Source organism: Clostridium sp. K13, from assembly GCF_019734195.1.
Taxonomy (GTDB): domain Bacteria; phylum Bacillota; class Clostridia; order Clostridiales; family Clostridiaceae; genus Clostridium.
In genome coordinates this window covers 67,375-91,718 of sequence record NZ_JAASHM010000010.1, presented here as the reverse complement: position 1 = coordinate 91,718, position 24,344 = coordinate 67,375, and the positions used below count along the sequence as shown (strand labels likewise).

6 protein-coding genes and 2 pseudogenes are annotated in these 24,344 nt (G+C 30.3%); 1 reads left to right on the top strand and 7 read right to left on the bottom strand.

Going from position 1 to position 24,344, the window contains the following annotated elements:
• Positions 1–3: 3 nt before the first annotated feature.
• Together kdpB and kdpA are read right to left on the bottom strand one after the other, a co-directional pair.
• Positions 4–2,068: pseudogene (gene kdpB / locus HCG76_RS08150) on the bottom strand (potassium-transporting ATPase subunit KdpB).
• A 28-nt stretch (positions 2,069–2,096) separates the two neighbouring features.
• Positions 2,097–3,839, bottom strand: a pseudogene (gene kdpA, locus HCG76_RS08145) (potassium-transporting ATPase subunit KdpA).
• 251 nt (positions 3,840–4,090) lie between these two features.
• On the opposite strand from kdpA, the gene HCG76_RS08140 reads away from it, so the two are divergent.
• On the top strand, positions 4,091–5,164 hold the full coding sequence (locus HCG76_RS08140; protein ID WP_221699857.1) for a CHASE3 domain-containing protein: 1,074 nt from the start codon (positions 4,091–4,093) through the stop codon (positions 5,162–5,164).
• Positions 5,165–5,251: 87 nt separating this feature from the next.
• Here HCG76_RS08140 and HCG76_RS08135 read toward each other — a convergent pair whose 3' ends face one another.
• From HCG76_RS08135 to HCG76_RS08115, 5 genes are all read right to left on the bottom strand, one after another.
• Positions 5,252–11,746: an Ig-like domain-containing protein gene (locus HCG76_RS08135; protein WP_221699856.1), complete on the bottom strand. Its 6,495-nt coding sequence runs from the start codon at positions 11,744–11,746 to the stop codon at positions 5,252–5,254.
• 102 nt (positions 11,747–11,848) lie between these two features.
• The gene (locus HCG76_RS08130) at positions 11,849–16,672 is read right to left on the bottom strand and encodes a discoidin domain-containing protein (protein ID WP_221699855.1); all 4,824 of its coding nucleotides are present in this window, start codon (positions 16,670–16,672) and stop codon (positions 11,849–11,851) included.
• 456 nt (positions 16,673–17,128) lie between these two features.
• A complete protein-coding gene (locus HCG76_RS08125; RefSeq protein WP_221699854.1) occupies positions 17,129–21,862 on the bottom strand; it encodes a beta-N-acetylglucosaminidase domain-containing protein in 4,734 nt (1,577 codons plus the stop codon).
• Positions 21,863–22,057: 195 nt separating this feature from the next.
• Positions 22,058–22,804, bottom strand: coding sequence for a triose-phosphate isomerase (gene tpiA / locus HCG76_RS08120; RefSeq protein WP_221699853.1), 747 nt, complete (start codon positions 22,802–22,804; stop codon positions 22,058–22,060).
• Positions 22,805–23,021: 217 nt separating this feature from the next.
• Positions 23,022–24,200: a phosphoglycerate kinase gene (locus tag HCG76_RS08115; protein WP_221699852.1), complete on the bottom strand. Its 1,179-nt coding sequence runs from the start codon at positions 24,198–24,200 to the stop codon at positions 23,022–23,024.
• Positions 24,201–24,344: the final 144 nt, after the last annotated feature.

Sequence of the window (24,344 nt, the reverse complement as noted above, 5' to 3'; positions counted from 1 at the left end):
TCCCTAAAATATACCTAAAAGATTTATTAAAATATCAATTAGCTTTATAGCAATAAACGGTACTATAATTCCACCTAATCCATAAACTAATAAATTTTTCTTTAAAAGCTTATGAGCTGGTGCTTCTGAATACTTAACACCTTTTAATGAAAGTGGTATTAATACTACTATAATTACTGCATTATAAATAACTACTGATAGTATTGCACTTTCTGGACTTGATAATCTCATAATATTAAGCTTGTCTAACACAGGAAATATACTCATAAATAATGGTGGTATTATAGCAAAGTATTTAGCAACGTCATTTGCAATACTAAATGTTGTAAGGGCCCCTCTAGTCATTAATAATTGCTTACCTATCTTAACAATTTCAATAAGCTTTGTTGGGCTTGAATCTAAATCAACCATATTTCCAGCTTCCTTTGCTGCTTGTGTCCCTGAATTCATAGCAACTGCTACATCTGCTTGAGCAAGTGCTGGTGCATCATTTATTTGTTCCATCTCCAGTCATTGCAACTATATGACCAGCTTGTTGATAATCAGCAATTAAATTAAGCTTAGCTTCTGGAGTAGCTTCTGCTAAGTAAGTATCCACTCCTGCTTCTGCTGCTATTGCCGCTGCAGTTAATGGATTATCTCCAGTAATCATTACAGTCTTAATTCCCATTTCCCTTAAATCACTAAATTTTTCTTTAACACCTGATTTTATAATATCCTTTAAATGTACAACACCTAAAACTTTCTCATTTTCAACAACTACTAAAGGAGTTCCTCCTTTTCTAGATATTCTTTTAACTATAACATTACATTCATTTGGATAGTCTCCACCCATTTTTTGAACATATGCTTTAATTGCAGATTCTGATCCCTTTCTTATTTCTCTATTTTTATAATTCATACCACTCATCTTTGTTCTTGCTGTAAATGGCACAAATTCTCCTTCTTCATTTCCTTCTTCCTTGAAATTATATTGAGTTTTAGCTAACTCTACTATACTTTTACCTTCAGGTGTCTTATCTGCTAATGAACTTAATGCAGCAACTTCTGCTAACTCCTCTACTGATATATTTTCTAATGGTATAAATTCTGCTGCTTGTCTATTACCTAAGGTAATTGTTCCTGTTTTATCTAATAACAACACATCTACATCTCCAGCCGCTTCTATTGCCCTACCCGAAGTAGCTAAAACATTAGCACTAGTTAATCTACTCATTCCAGCTATTCCAATTGAAGATAATAAAGCTCCTATTGTTGTTGGTGCTAAACAAACTAATAATGCAATTAACGAAAGAATTGATATTGATTCTCCTCCACCATTTAACTTAACTGCAAAATCACCAAATACATAAAGGGTTGATGTTATTACTAAAAATATTATTGTTAATGAAACTAATAATATTTGAAGAGCAATTTCATTAGGGGTTTTCTTTCTTGCAGCTCCCTCAACCATTGAAATCATCTTATCTAAAAATCTTTCTCCACTACCCGCTGTGACCTTCATTACTATCCAATCCGAAACAACAGTTGTTCCACCTGTTACAGAACTTCTATCTCCACCATCTTCTCTTATAACTGGAGCACTTTCACCTGTTATAGCACTTTTGTCAACTGAAGCTATTCCCTCAATAACTTCACCATCTGCTGGTATTTGCTCCCCAGCTTTAACTAATACAATATCACCTTTTACTAAATCTGATGACTTAACTACATCTCCAAGTCTATCAACTATACTTCTTAACCTCCTACACATTACATCCTTTTTAGCTGCCCTTAATGCATCAGCTTGTGCCTTTCCTCTACCTTCTGCAATTGCTTCCGCAAAGTTTGCAAATAAAACAGTAAACCAAAGAAACAGTGTTATTAAAAAAGTAAATAATCTTTCTTGTCCTTGACTCTCATTAAAAAATGTTGATAAAAATATAACAGTTGTTAATATTGAACCTATATAAACCACAAACATTACTGGATTTTTATATTGAATCTTCGGTGATAATTTCTTAAAAGAATCCTTAAAGGCTTCTTTTACCATGTTTCCATCTATAAAAACTTGCTTCTTTTTACTCATAGCAAAATCTCTCCTTCACTTCAAACTACTAAAACAACATTTGTAACTGCTCTACTATTGGCCCTAAGGCTAATGCTGGGAAGAAGCTTAATGCTCCTATCATTAGTACAACTATTATCAACAATGTTACAAATACACCATTATTAGTTGCTAATGTTCTTGCTGAGCTTGGTATATATTTTTTCTTTCCTATTGAACCTGATATTGCAAGCATTAATACTATCGGTACAAATCTTGCTAACAACATTGCTATTCCTAATAAAATATTTAATGGAACTGTATCTGCACTAAATGCAGCAAATGCACTACCATTGTTGTTTCCTGCTGAAGAAAGTGCATATAAAATTTCTGAGAATCCATGAGCACCACCATTGTTTAAACTCTCCTGTATTGATGGTATTACACATGCTATAGCTGTACCAATTACCACTATTAACGGAGTTGTTATTACTGCTAATGATGCCATTTTCATCTCAAATGGTTCTATTTTTTTACCTAAATATTCAGGGGTTCTACCAACCATAAGCCCTGATATAAATACAGTCATAATTATAAATGCCATCATTCCATAAAGTCCACAACCCACTCCCCCAAATATAACCTCTCCTAACTGCATTAACAACATTGTTATTCCTCCACCTAATGGAGTATAAGAGTCATGCATTGAATTTACAGATCCATTAGAAGCTGCTGTAGTAGTAACTGCCCAAAATGATGAACTTGCTATACCAAATCTTACTTCCTTTCCTTCCATATTACCGCCAGCTTGTGTATCTGAATAACTTATATCTACTATTCCATTTTGTTCAATTTGAGGTGTAGCCTTTTGCTCTAGCATACCAACACTAAATAAGCAAAATGCATAAATTATAAACATTGCTAAAAATATAGCTCGTCCTTGTTTTTTATCTTTAACCATATATCCAAATGTAAAACATAGTGCAACTGCAATTAATAATATAGATATAACTTCAACAACATTTGATGCTAATGTTGGATTTTCTAATGGATGTGCTGAATTTACACCAAAGAATCCTCCTCCATTAGTTCCTAATTGCTTAATTGCTATTTGGCTTGCTGCTGGCCCACCTGGAATTATTTGAGTATCTATAACTGTTCCATCTTCTAATTTATATGGATCTATTAATTTAACTTCTTGATATTCTTTAAAGTTTTGAACTACTCCTTGTGATACTAAAAATAAAGAAACTACTATTGATAATGGCAATAATATATATAATAATGACTTAGTTAAATCCACCCAAAAGTTTCCTATTTCTTTTGACTTTCTTTTCATGAATCCTATTATTACAGCAATTAAAACTGCTATACCTACTGCTGCTGAAAGGAAATTTTGAACTGATAATCCTAACATTTGAGTTAAATAACTTAAAGTTGTTTCTCCACTATAAGCCTGCCAATTTGTATTAGTTGCAAAACTTGCAGCAGTATTAAATGCTAAATCTGATGATACATTTGATATCCCCTCTGGATTTAATGGTAAATACTTTTGTAATACCTGTAATAAGTAAACTACTATAAATCCTAATAAATTAAACATAAGAACAGCACCAGCATATTGCTTCCATCCCATGCCTTTTTCTTCATCTATTTTTAGCAACTTTTACAAAAACTTTTCAATAGGGCTTACTATAGGGCTTAAAAAGACTTTCTCTCCTGAAAATACTTTTCCCATATACTTACCTAATGGTACTGCTAATAAAACTAAAACAACTGTATATACAACTATTTGCAAAATAACATTAATCATAAATTTTCACCCCCAACTAAGCAATAAACTAAGTAGCATAATAGTGAAACTACTAGAATGAATGATACTATTACTAATCCATCCATATTTACCCCTCCTTGATTTTTACTACAAGTTTATAATATAGTTTTGAAAATTAAGATGGTGTTAAGATGTTAAGAAAGTATAAAGATTTTTAAGTTCCATGATGAACTTAATATTAGTAGGTATTCATATAATAAATCATAAGTAATTACAAAGGATGATTTATTATGAAAAAACTTTTGATTTATGTTATTATTCTTACATTAACTTTGGTTATATGCTTAAATTTATTTTTATTTTATAATAACTCTTCTTTATCTAGTATTGTAAATAATTCTTCAGATAACAGAAATACTATAATAGAATTGGATGAATTTAAAAGTAATATAACTGAAATGAGTGATGCTAAGGAATCTTTTATTCTAACTGGAAATTCAAAATATAAAACTAATTACGAAGCTTCACTAAATAATGCTTATGATAATGCAAATTCACTTTTAGATAATAATATAATATCCACAGAAGATAAAAATACTATTGTTGATTTGATTAATGATTATGATTCAATTAACCAATCTATTTTTAATAGCAGTATAACTTATCCTGTTTCACCAGAATTTGAAACATTAATTACTAACTCTAGTAATGCTAAATTAAAGGTTCTCCATTCAGTTAGTAACCTTATAGCAAATCATAGAAGTTCTCTAGAAAAATCTTCAAACTCACTTTCAAAATATATAGGTAATCAAAAAACATTTGTAAGTTGGATTAGTAGTATTTTTACTGCCTTAATGGCAATTCCTCCACTATTAGCAAAGAAATTTCTTAAAAATTCTAAAGATATTACTAATGGTATTAATTCCATTGTACAATCTGACTCTACTACAACTACTTCTACTGATACTAGTGATTCATCTCCATTATTAGATTCAATTAATGCTCTTGAAACATTTTTTAACTTTCAAAATAATGTAGAAGGAATAAAAGAAGTACGAAGTCAATTAATTCAAAATGCTACATTAATTAATTATATTCGTATATCATCACTTAATAATTCTACAATTAATGATAAGTGCCAAGACTGTAGTAACACACTTAAATCAATATTAGATAATCTTGTTGAATTTGAAAAATTATATTCAACTAACCTATCTTCCAATCAATTAGATATAGTTTCATATATTACTAAACTTAAATATTCATTAAATCAACTCTCAAGTGAACTGTCTCAATTAAATGAATATAATAACTATCTATTAAAATTAAATAATCTTCTTCTTAATAAAGAAACTAATAATTAATAATATAAATAAAGGCTATCTCAAAATTATTTTGAGATAGCCTCTTTCCTTAATAAATATTACATATTTTATTTAATACAATAAGGATTATTTTTCATCTTCTTTTCTCTTTATCATACTAGTTCCACATCCTGCAAGTAAAGCTCCTAATGCTAATACTGTCACTGCAGAAGTAGCAGCTCCTGTTTTAGGTAGGCTAGTATTGCTATTATTACTATTGCTACTGTTACTATTAGTATTAGAATTATTGTTGTTATTATTTCCATTACTATTTGCATTTCCGTTATTGTTTGTTGCTCCATTATTATTTTCATCATTATTTCCGTTACCTGAATTACTATTGTCATTTCCTGAATTTGATGCAATTAAACCTTGCATTGCTACATCTAATTCATCTTCAGCTTTTGTAATATCTTTTTCACTTGCATTTTCATCAGACATAACTACTTTTGCCTTTTGTAATGCTTTTTCGAATTTTTTCCAAGTCTTTTCTGTGTAATCTTCCTTATTTAAAGATTCAGCCTTATTTATTAAATCCTCAAGTTTATCCTTACTTGGTTTTAATCTTAACTCTAAGTAAGCTCTTAATAAATTATCATAGGCTGTATCTACTTGTTCTTGAGTTGCATCTTCATTCACTAATATTTCATTAGCTGACTCTAAGACCTTCTCTATATTCTTCCAAGTGCTGTCTATATATTCATCTGAATTTAATTCACTTATCATATCTACAAGCCCTTGAAGTAATTCTTTGTTTACATCTTTCTTAACTAAAGAGTTTATTGCATCTTTTAAATTATTAGTTGCATCTTCTATATCAGCAGCAAGAGCATTTTCATCTTCATACACTTCCTTAGCTATAGTCAACTCTTCTTGTAATTTTGCCCATGATTCCTTAGTATAATCTTTTTCATTTAATTTTTCTGCTAACTCAATATTTGCCTTAAGAGTTTCTTTATCTCCACCCTTAAACTCTAACATCCAAATAGCATTTAATAATCTGTTAGTAATTGCATCTACTTCAGCTTCAGTAGCCTTTTCATTTGCTAATACAATCTTAGCTTGTTCTAAAGCAGCATTAAATTCCCTAACTACTGCAGGAACTACACCTTCTAATGCGTCATCTGCTTTTACTTCTTCAGCATATTCAATTGTATATTGTAATAATGATTTATCAACAGTGCTTTCTCCATCTCCAGCTTCTCTTGTTATTGAAATTGTATATTTTACTTCCTTTAATCCATCTTCTGATGTAATTACTACATCAATTTTTTCTTTACCATTAATAGAATAAGTAGATTTTTCACTACTTTCTACTGTGTAAACAGTTGTTACTGATGCATTATTATTTACATCTACTGTTATCTCTGGTAAAGCTTCATCATTCTTAAGTGTTAATGAATAATCTAAAGTTTCTGGATTAAATCCTTCTAAAGCATTGCCATTAGCTTTAATAGATTTCACTTCAAAATCATTATTTGCCACTACTCTTTCTTCAAAAGCCTTAATTTCAGTTATACCTAATCCCATATTTGTTTGTGCATCCATCTTAATTCTTAATGCATAAGTTTTTACCATATCAAATGTGTAGTAATTAGTAGCTGATCCTGATGTTGAAGTTGGATTTGTAACTAAGTTAGTTACATCTCTCCAATTGTTATCATCATTTAATGGTGAGCTTTCTTCTTTTAAAACATGAGCAGGATTGCTAGGTTTAACAATTTCATTACCAACATAGTATTGAATTGTTATATTACTAGGAATCTTTGTACCGTTATCTTCAAAGAAATCAACTTCTAAGTTATTGATATATCTTTCTAGTGGATCTGCAACACCAAACATAATACCAACCCATTCGCTAGTATGCTTATCTGTTCTCTTCCAGTTTGACCATCTATTATTAGCTGCACTTGGATTATGCTCTATTAATCCATCATTAACCTTTTCTATACTATCTTGAGAAGCAGAATCTACTGTTGTATCATTCGTATATGAAGCAATTGCCATTGGAAGGTCATATCCATTTCTAGCTCTAGCTATATTATCACCCTTAACAACCTCAGAAGAAACTCTGATATTTGCTTTTGCTATAATATCTACACCATCAACAACTCCAGTTACTTCAAATACACCTTCTTGTAGTAATAATTCTTTGTTATACTCTTCCCAAACAACAGCTAAATCCTTAACTGTTCCATCTGTATAATACGCTTTAACTGTATCTGGTAAAGTAGGTTCAACACCAACATTAGTTACTAATGCTAAGTTTCCTAATGCAGAAATTCCCTTAACTACAACTTTAGCTGTTGCCTTTAATTCTTGACCTTCTACAGTTCCTTTAACTTCAAATACACCATACTCATTATATTTTGCTTCATCAATTTCATCCCAAGTTACTTCTACATCCCTTGGTAATCCAATGTCAAAAGTAGCTTTAACCTTTGCTGGAAGCTCTGGCTTAACTCCTTTTTCAGTTTCAACAATAACTTTTTCATATGCTATTGCAGTCTTATCTGCAGTGTTTTCTGAAATAGTAAATTTTAATGTATTACTACTCTTTGTTACACCCTTATAAGTTACATCTGCATATAAGCTTATATCACCTGCTGTATATGCTGTAAGTTTATTTCCTTCTATTTTTACTTCTCCATTATTTTCAGATGTTGCATAGTATTTTATATCTAAATTAGACATTTCTACTGTACTATTATCTTGTAACTTAGCATTTACATTAATATCAACAATATCATCTTCTATTATATTTTCCTTTGATAATGATATTTCTACATTATCTAACTTAGCTGCTTCTTCCTTAAATCTAATTGAATATACCTTTTTAGTAATTCCATCTTCAGCAGTTACTAAAACTTTTGCTACTCCATTAGTTGTAAGTGCAGGTACTACAAATATACTTGCATTATCTTTAGCTGTAGCCGAAACCTCTGGAATTTCAGATCCATAAGGAATAATAACTGAATATTCAGTAGTGTTTTCTTCAAATCCTTCAACAGTCACTCCATTTACCTTTATATCATTTAATAAGGCAGTTCCTTCACTAACCATAACATTTGAGTAAACTTCAAATTCAGTAAGCCCAACAGCTTTATTTTGTGCTGTATCCTCTTTTAATAATGCTCTTATCTTTGTTGTAGTTACCGCATCAAAAGTTATTTCTTCTGTTCCCTCTACTGTGAAGCCAGTAGTTTTACTTTGATTTGCTACTTGTACCCAATCTGTTCCATTAAAGTATTCTACTATTATTTCACTTGGTATTGCTACTCCATGATCACTATAAAGAGAAAGTCCTATTTTATTTATTGTATATTCTCTATTAAATTCAATACCTACATAATCATCATAATTTTGACTTCCTTTTCCCCAGTTTGTCCATCTATTTTGAGGACTATTTCCCTTAGAAATTACACCATCATTTATATTATTAATGTTGTCTGGTCCAGAATATGATGTAAATGCCTTTGGATATTCTCCATTTTCTCTTAAAGCAACATTCTTTTCTTCATAATTATTAGAAACTACTATTATAGCTTTTGCTTTTATTCCTGATACACCTTCAATAGTTCCTAGAATTTCAACTGTACCAACACTAGCTACATCTTCTGCTGTTAATGTTCTTTCCCAAGTAACACCATGTTCCTCTGTAGTTCCATCGTTAAACACTACTGATGTAGTATTAGGAAGAGTTACTAATTGATTAACAGCTGTTAGTATTCTTACATCTTGAGCTCCAATCATATCTCTAACTACAACATTTATAACTACAGGTATATTACTATTTTCTATACTTCCAGTTACCTTAAATGTTCCTGGTTGTGCTAACTTATCACTTGAAACCTCTTCCCAAGTAACATTAACATCATTCTTAGTTCCATCAGTGTATAATGCTGTTACTGTTTTAGGTAAATTTAATTCACCATTTACAGGAACTGTAATATCACTAACATCATATCCAACAATCTTATTTTTATCTAAATCCTCTTCTTCTACTGTATAAACATTTATAGTATCAGTAGATAAACCATTACTTGTTGCTGTTAAAGTAAATGAACCAGCATTCTTAGTTGATTGAACAATTACTAAAGCTTTACCATTAAAGGCTTCTCTTTTATTATCCTTATATCTTTCAACACTTGCTGCATTACCATTATCAACACCAACAATTACACCATTACCACTAACTTCAAAATTAACTAAATTACTTGCATCTGGTACTAATGTTCCATTTTCATCAACTATATCAACAGTTATATATGATAAATCATATCCATCTGCTTCTATAACTTGTCTATCTGCACTTAAATCTATTGCTTTAGCTTCATTTGCAGTTTTAACTACATCTCTTGCAATTTCTTGACCATTTTCATCCTTTGCAACAGCTGTTAATTTACCTGGTCTATATTCAACTCTAAACTCTAAATGTAATTTACCATCACTAGTTTCTTTATATTGTCCATTATATCCAGCATTAGTAACTTCATATTCATCACTTGCAACTAATGATCCTAATTCATTACTATTAACATCTTCGTTATAATATAAATCTACACTATTTGCATTTGTATATGCTTTAACTAATATCTTATTACCATCAACTTTTATACTATCATCATTTTCCCAATTCCAATGTGGTAGTAAGTGTACCATTGGCTCATTAGACCATTGACTTTGATAGAAATAATATATATCCTTCTCAAAACCTGCTGTGTCTATTGCTCCAAAATATGAAGACTTAGATGGGAAAGTGCTATAATATGGAGTTGGTTCTCCTATATAGTCAAATCCAGTCCAAATATATTCACCTAAAATATATTCTTTGTCTCTATCTCTTTTCCATGCATCTTCTGCAGTTCTTCCCCAACCTACATGATCATTATCATAATCTGATTGTTGTAAGTTGTCATGTTTATCCATTTGATTTGTACTTTCTGGATGTGCATAGAATCCACGACTTCTAGTTGCTGAAGATGTTTCTGATCCATATAAAACCCAATCTGGATATTTTTCATGGAAAGAATCATAGTTTGCTTCAGCATAGTTAAATCCAACAACATCAAATACATTAGCTACATTTTCATGAGCACCTGTTCCAGATCCCATTCTAAATTTATCCTCTCCTAAAGTTGTTGGTCTTGTAGTGTCTATTTCCTTAACCCAACTTTGAAGGTTTTGTGCTGTTTGTACAGCCTTTGTTTGGTTTGTTTCCCAAATTTCATTACCAAGAGACCACATAATTATACTTGGAGCATTCTTTCCTCTATTAACCATTTGCTTAACATCATATTCTGCCCAAGTCATATCACCATGAATTGATTTTTGTTCAAAGAATCTTCCATAGTCATAAGTCTTCTTACCACCATACCAAGTATCAAATGCTTCATCTATTAATAGAATTCCCTCTTCATTACAAATATCTATTAATGTTTGAGCTGCAGGGTTATGTGTAACTCTTATAGAGTTTACTCCCATATCCTTTAATTTTTTAACTTGTCTTCTTATTGCAGCTTCATTTGCAACCGCCCCTAAAGCTCCTTGATCATGATGCATACAAACTCCTTCAAGCTTCATTTGTTCACCATTTAAGAAGAAACCATTATCAGTAGTAAAATCAAACCATCTCATACCAAATTCTGTTGTATACTCATCTACAACTTCATTATTAATTAATACCTTTGTAACAACATCATATAAATATGGATTTTCAGTTCCCCAAAGCTTAGGATTTTGAACCTCTACATTTTGATCATATTTATAAGTACTATTTGCTGTTATAACTTGCGTTGAGCTACTATCTCCAACTACATTTCCCTCACTATCATATATAGTTGAAACTAAAGTAACTTCTTTATCACTACCTTCTTCATTTGCTATATCTGTTTTTATATTAACAGTAGCCTTACCTGTTGAATATTCACTCTTTAAGTTAGGTGTAGTTACATATGTTCCATATTGTTCTACATGAACTTTATCTGTTACAGTAAGCTTAACATCTCTATATATACCGCTTCCTGAATACCATCTACTACTTGGCTGTCTATTATTAACCTTTACTGAAATTACATTTTCAGTAACTCCGTCACATATTAAATTATCTGTTATATCAAATGAAAATGGTGTATATCCATAAGGATGATTACCAACCTGTACTCCATTTACATAGATGTAACTATCCATATAAACTCCATCAAAATCAATTGTTATCTTTTTGCCTTCCATTTCCTTTGGTAATACAAAAGATTTTCTATACCATCCAATACCACCATCTAAGAATCCACCTTCATGAGTAGATGGTGAATTTTTGTTAAAATCCTGTTCTATACTCCAATCATGAGGTAATGTTAGGTTTCTCCATGCTTCATCATCATAATTTTTATTCTTAGCATCAGGTACATCACCTAAATTAAACTTCCATCCATCATTAAATAATGTTGAACGTTGAAATCCCGTTTCTGCCATATTAACCCTAGACACCTTATTACCAATACTTTCAGCAAATGTTACCACTCCTGAAGATGTAGTTATTAGTGTTAAAGATAGAATAGTGCTTAATATCTTCTTATACTTCATTCTCTTCTCCCCCTATTATTAATGTTAATCATCTATATTAATCGTTTACCTATAATATAGCTCTTTAATGGAAATGCCTTAATTAAGGCATTTCCAATTTAATTATTTATCTGTTTTTTTCTTTTTCATCATAACAACTCCTACACCTACAACTACAACTGCTAAAATAATTATAATTGCAGAAGAAACTACCGCACCTGTTTTTGGTAGAGAGTTTGTTAAATTTGAATTACCTTTATCCCCATTACTATTTGGTTTATTAGTATTGTCATTTGAGTTGTTTGATCCATTTGAATTATTAGATTCATTTGAATTTGCAACTAAATTAGCTTTAGCTATTTCAAGTTCTGAAATTGCCTTATCAATATCTTTTTGAGTAGCCTCATCATTAGCCAAAGTCTCACTAGCTGTAGCTAAAGCAAGATTTAAATTATTAACACTTTCTTTTGTATATTTTGATAAATCTATTTCCTTAACTTTGTTTACTAAATCTTCAAGCTTAGATTTATCTGGTTTTAATCTTAATCCAAGATAAGATACTAATAAATCATTATATGCCTTATCTACTTCAGCTTGAGTTGCATCGCTGTTATTTAATATTCCTACAGCAATATTAACTTTACTTTCTAGTGCATTCCATGTAGATTCTATATATTCATCTTTATTTAATGAAGAAATTTTATCTACTAGACTTTGTAATTCTTCCTTGTTTACGTTATTTATAACTAAATTATCTATTGCAGCTTTTAAAGACTCTGCTGCTTTATCAACTTCATCTTGCATTGCATTTTCATCATTATATACTGATTTAGCCTTTTCAAGCTCTTCAACAAGCTTTATCCAAGACTCATTAGTATATACTTTTTCATCTAAAGCTTCAGCACTATCTATAAGATTCTTTAATGCTTCCTTATTACCTTGTTTAAATTCAAGCATATGAATGGCATTTGTTAATCTCTTAAATGTTGCATCAACTTCAACTGCTGTTGCTTCATTATTTTCATAAACTTTTTTAGCTTCATTTAAAGCTTCATTAAATTCTCTTACAACTGCAGGTACTACATCTTCCAAATCACCATTTTCTATTATTTCTAAAGCATAGTCTATTGCAAATTTTAATGCAGTCTTATTAACTTCAGGTTTTTCTTCATTATTTTCTTTTTCTTTATAAACATTAAATTCTGCCGCTGCTGCAAATCCACCAACACCTTGTAATGCTTCAAATTTAATATAATTTGCTTCAATAGGAGTATCGAACTTTATTGTTTTTAACTTAATATTATTCTCAAAATTTCCTTCTGAAACTTTTGTAAATTCTTCTCCATCAATACTTGTGTATATTGCATATTTAGTTATTATCCCGTTTGTTCCTCCTGCTTGTCTTGGAAGATATGTGAATCTATCTACTTTATAAGTGTTACCTAGATTTATAGTTACACTTTGAGGTAGTTCATCCTTTGGAGAATATTTAGTATGCCATATAGTTCCTTCATCACCATCTAAAGCAAAGCTAGCTAAACCTTCAGTTCCAACATTAGGATGCTCACTTGTTGCAGTTATAGTCATTTGTGATTGTGGTATTAATGTCTCATCATATATAGTAGCTACATTAGCAATAATTAAATTGTCAACTTGTCCTTTAAATGCATTAGTTTCACTACCAACAGTTTCTAATGGGAATACAAATGTTCCAAACTTTCCTTCAGAACCTGATTTACTTATCTCATCAACATATTCTCCATTTACATAAAGTTCTGTTTTATTAATTTTACCTATTATAGTTATATCTACCCATTCTCCCTTTGGAAGAGTGTAGTTAAAAGAATAATTATACCCTTCTCTTGAGAATCCAACCTTACCAGTTTCACTTTGTACAGCCTTAAATGATCCTTGTGGTGATTCAAATAGAATTTGTTCACTTTCATCACTATCTGTTGATCTATTTACGCTAAATGAAATTGAATAGTTTGGACCTATATTTTTAACTGGAGTTTTAAGATAACTATTTTCACCATTTAAGTTTAATGTTCCTTCTTCAATAGATGAATTATTTAGACCAACTGAATCATATTCATTTCCGGATTTATCTTCTACTAAATTTCCATTTACATTATTAAAATCATACTCAATAACTTTTTCAGTTTTACTCTCAACCTCATATTTAGGGTTAGTGTTTGGTGCTAAGCTTACTTCATTTACAACTTCTTTAAATTCGTTATATGTCTTATCATCAGCTTCTCCCCACATCTTTTCAGCTAAAACTTGAATTGCAGGAAGTGTTCTATCAAATAAATCATATTCAACAATTCCATTTGCAGATTTATCTATCATATCATTCCAAAGTGCAAACATACCTCCACGCATTTGCTTTGCTCCTTGTGGAATAACAACACCATTACTAAACTTATTTACTTCCCAATTATTATATAACCATTGGCTATTTAAATAATTCATATAATAATTAGCTCCTGGTACAATATAAAGATATGCATCATCAGTATTTATTAAATCATATCCTTGATTATACATAGCTTGAGGATTTGCCCAACCACAATTCCATATATTCATTTCTATATTTTCAGATGTTACAGGAGTGCTTCCTGATTTATGAGTTAAGCTACCCCATACTCTTGTAGTTCTTCCTTTTTCATCTCTTACATACTTTAACATTTCATCTAAGTATGCTCTATATTCTTCTGAATCTCCATAGAATTCATCTGACCCTATATGGAAAGTAGCATTTCTAAATACAGAGTCATCTCCACCATCTAGATATTCATCATATATACCTTTTATATAATCTATAACTTCTGGATTTGTTACATCTAGCATAGCTGCATTTTCACCTTGCCCATCTCTATAAGCATATTCTGGATGAGCTTTTACAAATGCTAATGCATGTCCAGGTGTATCAAATTCTGGCACTATATTTACTCCATAAACCTTAGAATTATCAATAAATTCGCCAAATTCAGCCTTAGTATAATATAAATCTTGTGCTGTTAATGATACTCCATTTTCACCTACATCATTAGATTCAAGACGGAATGCTGCATATGCATTCATAGCATCTTCGCCTATATTTGAGTAATCTCTTTCTAACCATATATAGTTATCATTTAAATGCACTTGGAAATCATTCATCTTATACCAAGACATAGTTTTTACTACTTCATATAAATAATCAAGTGAAATAGGCTTTCTTCCTACATCTAACATAAATCCTCTTATGTCATATTGTGGATAATCCCTAACTAATCCTTTAGGTATAAAATCTTCATTTTGTTTAAGAATTTGAAGTATTGTTCTACTAGCTAAGAAAATTGCTTGTTCAGTATTTGCTTCAATACTTACAAAATCATCAACATTCATATAATATCCTTCTTCTCTAAGTTCAGGATAATTTGAATTTAAAGCAATATAGAAATCTCCACTTTTAGGGCTATTTGATACAACAACTTCTATCTCTTTTCCTGTTATATCTTCATAATCCTTAGCAAAAACTTCAGCTGTTTCTCTAAGTTTTGCTTCTGATTCTTCATTTATTACTATTCTTGAAGTGTTGCTTATTGTAAAGTTACCACTCTTTCCTGCCCACTCTCTTAACTCTGGAATTACTGTTGGTTTTTTATTTCCTTCAACATTATGAGCACCAGGAACAGTAATTTCTATAACTGGAGAAGTTGCCTTTTCTTTACCTTTACGCACCTCAAAATTCACTTCAACATTTGTATCTACTAATGGTTTATGAATATTCATTTCATAATCAATAACTTCTTCATAATCAGCTCCAACAAAAGAAATTTCAAATCCCTCTGGAACTGACGGCATAGTAAGAACAGTATCTTCACTTGTAAGTTCCTGTACCACTAAGTTATTTGCTACTTCTGAAACTGTTTTTGGAGCTTCTGGAATCCCTCCATTATATACTTCTAATTCATATACTGATACTGTATTCCAATTTACACCTTCTGAATTTGCAATATGCTCATCTATATATAATCTTATATATCTTGCTTTTACAGCCTCTGATAATTCTATATTTTCTCTAAAATTGGCCGGATATTTATTTGCAGCATATACATCAGTCCATGTACTGTCATCATCTGAAACTTGTATCCTATAATTATTTGAGTTTCTTCTTTCCCATTCAATTACAAAACTATCAAACTTAGTTGCTTTTCCTAAGTCAACTTTTAACCATTGTGGGTCTGAAGAAACAGCACTTGCCCATCTTGATTTTTTAGTAGTTGTTCTATCTACTACTCCATCAAAGGCTTTATTCCCTGTAAAATCATTTGTTTCAATTGATGAAGCACTTGCAGTTTTATTTAGTGCTATATTTACTCCTGGTTCTGGATCCTGATCTACAATTGTTCCTTCTCCATAAACTTCGATTTCATATATAGATACTGTTTCCCAAGTTACATTTTCTGCTGTTGCTGAATAATCATCAATAACTACTCTAATATATCTAGCTTCTTGATTACCAACATTTACAGCTTCAACAAAATCTGTTGCTCCTCCTCCTACATAAATTGATGTCCAGTTTTCTGAATCATCTGATATTTCAATTTTATAGGAATTAACATTTCTACGCTCCCAAGTAATATTTACCTCATCAAAACTTTGTTTTTGTCCTAAATCTATTGCTACCCATGGACCATTTTCATATCTTTCACATGCCCATCTTGATGATTTAGAACCTTCCCTATCAACTATTCCGTCTGTTACCTTTTTTGCAGTAAAAGTATTTGTCTCTTCACTTGATGCAAAAGCTGCTTTGTTTAAAGCTAGATTAACTTTTTCCGATGCTTTTTCGTCATTTGTGTTTACATATGCCGATACATTACTAATTAACATAGTAAATGTAAGCATCGTTGCTAAAGATAAATTAATTATTTTTTTCTTCTTTAGACCTCTCATTATTCTACTCCTCTCTAAATTTTGTTTATAATTTTATATAAATATCAATTTATAAATATAAATTGATAGTTTAACAAATAATAAAAACTTCTAATATTTAGAGCATTATGCCTATTGCTTCTTACTTCCTTACCACATTTAATTTACTAATAAATACTTATTTTTAGGCATCACAAATTGACTCATCTAAATAAAACTTTCATCAGATAAGTCCTCTAATGCCCTCTTAAGGTAACACGATATATTTACAAAATTTATTCTTTTAATTAAATATATCAGTTTTTACCATTATTGTAAATGTTTTTAACGAATTCTAACATAGCAAGTTTCTTATACTTTACTGCAATATATTAATATTTTTTTACTTTTTATTATGTGTTTACATTATTTTTATAAATTAAACGATACTTTAAAATATTATTAACTCATATTTTAAAGTATCGTTTTAATTTTATTCTAATCTTCTTTTTTTCTTAATATAAATGTCCCACCAACTGTTAATAATCCTAATATTATTAAATTTACTGATGATGAAACTATATCACCAGTCTTTGGTAAACTTTCATTGTTTTTATCTATACTTGAATTATTATTACTATTATTATCATTCTCGTTTTCATTAGAATTACTAATATAATCTTTTTCTACTAAAGCTCCTTTAGCACTTCTAAGATTTTCTACTGCTTCATTAACCTCTTCTTCTGTAGCTTCTTTATTATTTAATACCACACTAGCATTTGCTAATTCCTTCTTCATCATATTAACACTTTTAGTAGTATATTTAGATAAATCTAATTCTTCTATCTCTTTAATTAATCCTTCAAGCAAAGTCTTATCAGGAGTTAACCTTAAACTTAGATACGCTCTTAATAAAGAATTATATACTTCATTTACTTCTACTTGAGTAGCCGTTTGGGATTCTAATAGTTCACTTGCATTTTTAAGTGCACCTTCAAATGATATCCATGTTGATTCTATATATTTTGAAGAATCTGTTTCTTTTACTCTATTAACAAGATCTTGAAGCGCTGATTTATCTATCTTATTAGCTTCCTCTAGATTTTTAATAGCTTGTTTCAAATTCTCAGTCATTTCATTTATCTCTTCTTGCATTGCATTGTCATCTATTAGCACCTTATTTGCTTCTTCAAGTATAGACTCTAAATTCAACCAACTCTCATCAGTATAATCATTTCTATTTAAAGCGTTAGCTGAATTAATTAAGTTTTCTAATTCTGATTTATCACCTTGCTTAAATTCAAGCATATGAATTGCTTCTGCTAAATTATTAAATGCTTCATCTACTTCAGTTTGAGTAGCAAACTCATTATTATATACTATATAAGCTTCTTCTAAAGCCTTATTAAAGCTTTTAATTACAACTGGTACAACTCCCTCAAGAGCACCACTTTCCTTTAGTTCTTCAGCATAATCAATATTAATTCTTAATGCTAATTTATTTATCTCTTCTGGTTTATTATCATTTTCTTCTAATTGTGAAATAGCAACTTCTACTGCTTCTTTAGCAACATCTATTTGTTCTTGAGTTGCTTCATCATTTATTAAAACTTCTTCTGCAATATTTATTGCTTCCTTCAATGAATCTATAGTTTCCTTTGTATACTTATCAGCTTCATTTTCAACTATACTCTTGGCACTTTCTATAATTGCCTTTAATTCATCCTTATTTATTACTTCATCAGGCTTTTCATCTGGTATATTTTCACTTGATTTCTTTACTGTTATTATTTCATTTATAATTAGTTTAACACCATTCCATGTAAACTTAATATCTAAAACATTATTTAAATTACTAGTATCAAAATAATTATAAGAATTAGATAAAGCTCCAATCTCATGCCATCCATCTAAATCTCTTATTTCAACACTTGCATTTGAAATACCTGTTGGTCCTTGTAAAATAATCAATTCACCAACTTCACTGTAATCAGAAAGCCTATATAATAATTCACCCTCTAACTCTTCTCCAGCAGGTGTATAGAATGTAGATAATTTTTTATCTATTACAGTTTCAGAATTATTACTTAATTCACCTTCTGGTTTAGCTATTAATGATAAATTTGTATTTGTATCTATATTAATACCTTCATTTATTAGTATTTCATTTAATGCTAACCATGCATTACTATTATTTTTTGATATTAATCTAATATATCTAGCTCTTTTATTAATGCCTTCCATAGTTCTATATCTATAAGGAGCTTTAAGTGTTGGGAAATTAGCCTCTCTACTTTCACCTGTTATTTCATCTATAACTTCCCATGTTTCTCCATCTAAAGATACTTCTAAGTTTCCATTTCTAAAATAATCCTTTTCAGAATCTCCTATTACTAAATCTATCTTGTCGATATCAACTACTCCACCTAAGTCTACTTGTACATATTTATCTTTTCCCTGCGCTGAACCAAACCAAACCTTACTTTCTAGCTTTTTATCAAAAATACTTTCTATATTTCCACTATATATACTTCCATAATTATGAGTAATTTTTACATGTTGAAACTTATTAAGAGTAACTGATAATTTATTTAAATCAAATGTTATATCATTACTTTCTTTGTTTATCACTCTAATATATCTTGCTTCATTTATATCAGCGGCTTCACTCCATTCAACTCCATTAATAGAAGTTTCTATAGTTAGATTTTCTGATGAAGCTTCACATATTATATCAGCAATTCTTTCTATTCCAGTTAACTTAAATCCTAAATATTCATTTGTTTTTAATGTAATATTTGATTTATTTAATATTTCTGCTTTTGACTCCGATATAATAATTTCAGTATCTTCTAGCTCTTTAGCATTAGTAAATAAAACTGGTTTATTTTCCTCTTTATTTATTTTTATTTCTCTTACTGCAGTCCATAAATCTGGCTTTCCACCTGGTACTCCTGCAATTGTTGCTCTATATCTTATATATCTTGCTTTTATAGATAAATTATTTTCTACTATTCTAGAGTCTGTTCTTTCCTCACCGATAGCTGACCAATGCTCCCCATCCTCTGAATATTCTAAAATACCCTTATGAAATCTATCATGATCAGTATCATTTCTTCCTTGAACAATTTCTATATTATTAACATCAATAACTTTTCCTAAATCAACTCCATACCAATCTCCTACTTTTTGTAGAGTTTTAAAATAAGCATATGTTTCTTCATCTCCATCAACTATTAAATCTAATTCATTTGATTTATATGAAGACATTGGTATTCTACTACTTGCTTGTGGATCCATTTCCATATATATTTTTGAATCTAAACTACTTATTAACTCATTTGCAAATGGAATTAATCTCTTTGCTCCACTTTCAACAACAACATCTGGATAATTTAACTTTTTAGTTGTAAAAGTTTGAGATGTTTGTTTGAAAACTGTAGCATTTGATAATTCTGTCCATGCTACATCAAGATTAGATTCTCTAATTGCAATAGCACTATTAACTGATGCTTTACATGCCTTTACTATATATTCTAAAGATCCTAACCAAGGCTTTATTTCACTCTTCATTTTTTCATTTAAATTTTTTTCTGAATTAAATACTACAATTGCCTCCAATATCTTATCAAATTCATAAATTAATCTACTTCCTACCTCACTAATCTCTTCTCCACTATTATAATTATTTAAAAACAACTCTAAATCTTCTTTTATATATTCTGACTCTTCTAAAACTAAATTTCTATTACTTGGAGATGGATCACTTAAATGAGAAGCTATAGTATGGAATTCTTCTGCTACTTCTGGATTTATATATTTAAATGAATCCTCCCAGCTTTTATCATCATTAAATTCGTCAGTATTCCATGTATAATCTGCAATAGCAAATATAGCTGTCTTTGATAATTCTGCATATTCTAATGGATTAGTTACTATTCCTGAAATATTATGAACTCCAGGATTCATAACCTCTCCCTTTCCAAGCATTAATCGTGCTGAGTTATGTCCATTAACTGGCCAATTAAGCCACATATAAGTATCTCTTCCTATTATATCTTTTGGCCATTGCATTTCTGACTCAACTACTTGACCACAAACATCTACTCCAGTCCACATTATTTCAACATTCTCTGGAACATTTGCTAATGCTCGTAAATATGGCTTACCCTTCTCTCCAGTCCATGCCTGATTATAATATGGTGGACAATATACTAATGAATAACAATCACCCTTTTCATTAACCCAATTAGCTACATCTGTCACAAGTCTTACATGCCACTCTTTATCAGCTAATGATTGATCAGTACTTATATCATCCATAAATAATCCAAATTGTCTCACTCCGATATCATATAATTGTTCTAATTTGTTTAATAATGTTTGAAGTTCATTATCATAATCATTCCAATTAATCATATTAAAGCCTGGATGAATTGCCCAAATAAATTGTGTTTTACTCTTGTGTCCTACATCTACTAATTCTTTTATTTCAGCTAGCTTATCTTCTGGATATAGTTCTCTCCATTGTCTATTATGATAAGGGTCATCCTTAGGCGCAAATATATATGAATTCATTTTAAAGTTTCCACCAAACTCCATTAAACTCTTTCTATCTTCATTCGACCAAGGATAACCATAAAAACCTTCAATAAATCCTCTCCATTTAGCATCTGCAAAATCTTCATACATAACATTTTCTATTTGATTATTTTCTATTTGATTAAAAATCATTTTTAAAGTTGCTATACCATAATATGCAGAATCTGTTGTATCACCTAATATTGCAATTACACCATTTTCCTTCAAACTATTATCTACCTTTAAAACATAAGCATCTTCTTCTAAAAATATTTCTTGATTATATTCTATATTTTCATTAAAATAATTATCTACATATCCGGCAGATCCCCTTACTCCAATAATAATATTAGTTTTATTATCAACCACTTCTTTAGAAAAAGTATTATTAATACCATTATTAGCTAAGATTTCAACAATAAAATTTCTAGTAGATTCATCAATCCCATCTTCTAATACTATGTTAACTTCATCTGTAATTCTAAAATCAGAACCTAAATATACCTCATTTTGTGGTAATGGATATATTTCATAATTCTTTTCTACTTGAATATTTGTATCATTCCCCCTAGCACTAACCCTTATAGCTACAGTATTAAATAGACCAATACTTAAAGTAGTTGCTAATATTAAACTAGTTAATCTTTTCATTTTTTATACTCCCCCTATTACTTTATATTTATAATATAAAAAAATGTCCCCTCCTTTATAATAATTATGTAAACAACCTTTTTTTAACAATTATACCAGGAGTATATTTTTTGTGTAAACATTTACCAAAAAATTTCGCAATAAAAAAATAGACTTAAACTATATATTATAAGTTTAAGTCTATTTTAAAAAATTTTAGTAGTTTACGATTTGAGCAAAATCAGCAGCAACTAAGCTAGCTCCACCAACTAAAGCACCATCGATATCAGATTGAGCCATTTGAGCTTTTATAGTTCCAGGCTTAACTGATCCACCGTATTGAATTCTTACTTTATCAGCAACTTCTTTACCGAACATTTCAGCAACAACGCCTCTTACAGCCATTATTGTTTCGTTAGCTTGCTCATCAGTAGCAGTTTTACCAGTTCCGATAGCCCAGATTGGTTCGTAAGCTATAACAACTTTTTCTGCTAATTCTGGTGATAAACCTTCTAAATCAGCTTTGATTTGAGCTCCAACAACTTCATTAGTTGTTCCGTTTTCTCTTTGTTCTAAAGTTTCTCCACAACAAAGGATTGGAGTCATGTTATGAGCAAAAGTAGCTTTAACTTTTTTGTTTAAAGCTTCATCAGTTTCATTGAACATTTCTCTTCTTTCACTGTGTCCTAAAACTACGTAATCTACACCCATAGCTTCTAACATTCTTGGAGCGATTTCACCAGTGAAAGCTCCCTTTTCTTCAAAGTGCATGTTTTGAGCAGCAACTTTGATGTTTGATCCTTCAACTGCTTTTAATACAGCATCTAAACAAACAAAAGTAGGACAAACTACTACATCACAAGTAGCATCCTTTACTAATGGTTTTAATTCATTTATAACATTAACAGCTTCTTCTGGAGTGTAATGCATCTTCCAGTTTCCAGCAATAATAGCTTTTCTCATTCTATTCACCTCATAATTTTAGTTAAGAGTTAAGAGTTAAAAGTTAAGAATATTGGAAGAAACTACATCCGTAGTTTCTAAAAATTTAATTTCAAAATCTACCTTAAAAGTTTTTCCTTTAATTCTTGATCTTTTATACTTAATTCTTGATTATATTTTATTAATGATTTTAGAAAGTCAGAGCTAACTGACTTTCTATCTTAATTATCAACGGTTCTTACTTATCGTTTAAAGCAGCGATTCCTGGTAATGTTTTACCTTCTAAGAATTCTAATGAAGCTCCACCACCTGTAGAGATGTGAGTCATTTTGTCTCCGAATCCTAAGATGTTAACAGCAGCAGCTGAGTCTCCTCCACCAATAACTGTTGTAGCATCTGCATCAGCCATAGCTTTAGCAACTGCAATTGTTCCTTTGTTGAAGTTTTCGAATTCGAATACTCCCATTGGTCCATTCCAGATAACAGTCTTAGCATCTTTAATAGCTTCAGCATAGATAGCTTCTGTCTTCGGTCCGATATCTAATCCCATGAATCCAGCTGGAATGTTTTGATCTTCAGTAACTGTAGCTTCAACATCCTTGAATCCATCAGCAATTCTGTGGTCTACTGGTAATAAGAATTTAACACCGTTAGCTTCTGCTTTAGCGATCATTTCCTTAGCGTAGTCCATTCTATCGTCTTCACATAAAGAAGTTCCGATTTCGTATCCTTGAGCTTTTAAGAATGTGTAAGCCATTCCTCCACCGATGATGATTGTATCAACTTTTTCTAATAAGTTGTTGATAACAGCAATTTTATCAGAAACCTTTGATCCACCTAATATAGCAACGAAAGGTCTAACTGGGTTGTTTACAGCTTCTCCTAAGAACTTTAATTCTTTTTGGATTAAGTATCCGCATACAGCTGTATCTACAAACTTAGTAACACCTTCAGTTGAAGAGTGAGCTCTGTGAGCAGTTCCGAATGCATCATTAACGTAGATATCACATAAAGAAGCTAATTCTTTAGATAATTCTTCTCCGTTCTTAGTTTCTTCTTTTCTGCATCTAGTGTTTTCTAATAATACAACGTCTCCGTCTTTCATATCAGCAACAGCTTTTCTAGCGTTTTCTCCAACAACTTCTTCGTCTCTAGCGAAAACAACTTCTTTACCTAACATTTCGCTTAATCTTACAGCAACTGGTGCTAAAGTCTTAGAAGCATCTTTTCCTAGGTGTGAGCAAAGTATAACTTTAGCTCCATTTTCAACTAAGTATTTGATTGTTGGAAGAGCTCCTACTAATCTATTTTCGTCAGTGATAACGCCTTCTTTTAATGGTACGTTAAAGTCACATCTTACTAAAACTCTTTTACCGTTAACTTGAATATCTTCAATTGTTTTCTTATTAAAGCTCATTCTTTTCACCTCATAATTTTTTTCATAGTTTATTTATAATTTTAAAAGAGGCCCGGTCTTATAAGTATGCCTTAGAGACCGGACCCGTTTTAGGATCTTATAAGAGTGCTTTTATAAGCATCTAAATCCGTATATAATTATCTA

Bases quoted from the DNA above. Each gene is read 5' to 3' on its own strand.
- HCG76_RS08140 (WP_221699857.1), top strand. From the start codon at position 4,091: ATGAAAAAACTTTTGATTTATGTTATTATTCTTACATTAACTTTGGTT.
- HCG76_RS08135 (WP_221699856.1), bottom strand. From the start codon at position 11,746: ATGAAGTATAAGAAGATATTAAGCACTATTCTATCTTTAACACTAATA.
- HCG76_RS08130 (WP_221699855.1), bottom strand. From the start codon at position 16,672: ATGAGAGGTCTAAAGAAGAAAAAAATAATTAATTTATCTTTAGCAACG.
- HCG76_RS08125 (WP_221699854.1), bottom strand. From the start codon at position 21,862: ATGAAAAGATTAACTAGTTTAATATTAGCAACTACTTTAAGTATTGGT.
- tpiA (WP_221699853.1), bottom strand. From the start codon at position 22,804: ATGAGAAAAGCTATTATTGCTGGAAACTGGAAGATGCATTACACTCCA.
- HCG76_RS08115 (WP_221699852.1), bottom strand. From the start codon at position 24,200: ATGAGCTTTAATAAGAAAACAATTGAAGATATTCAAGTTAACGGTAAA.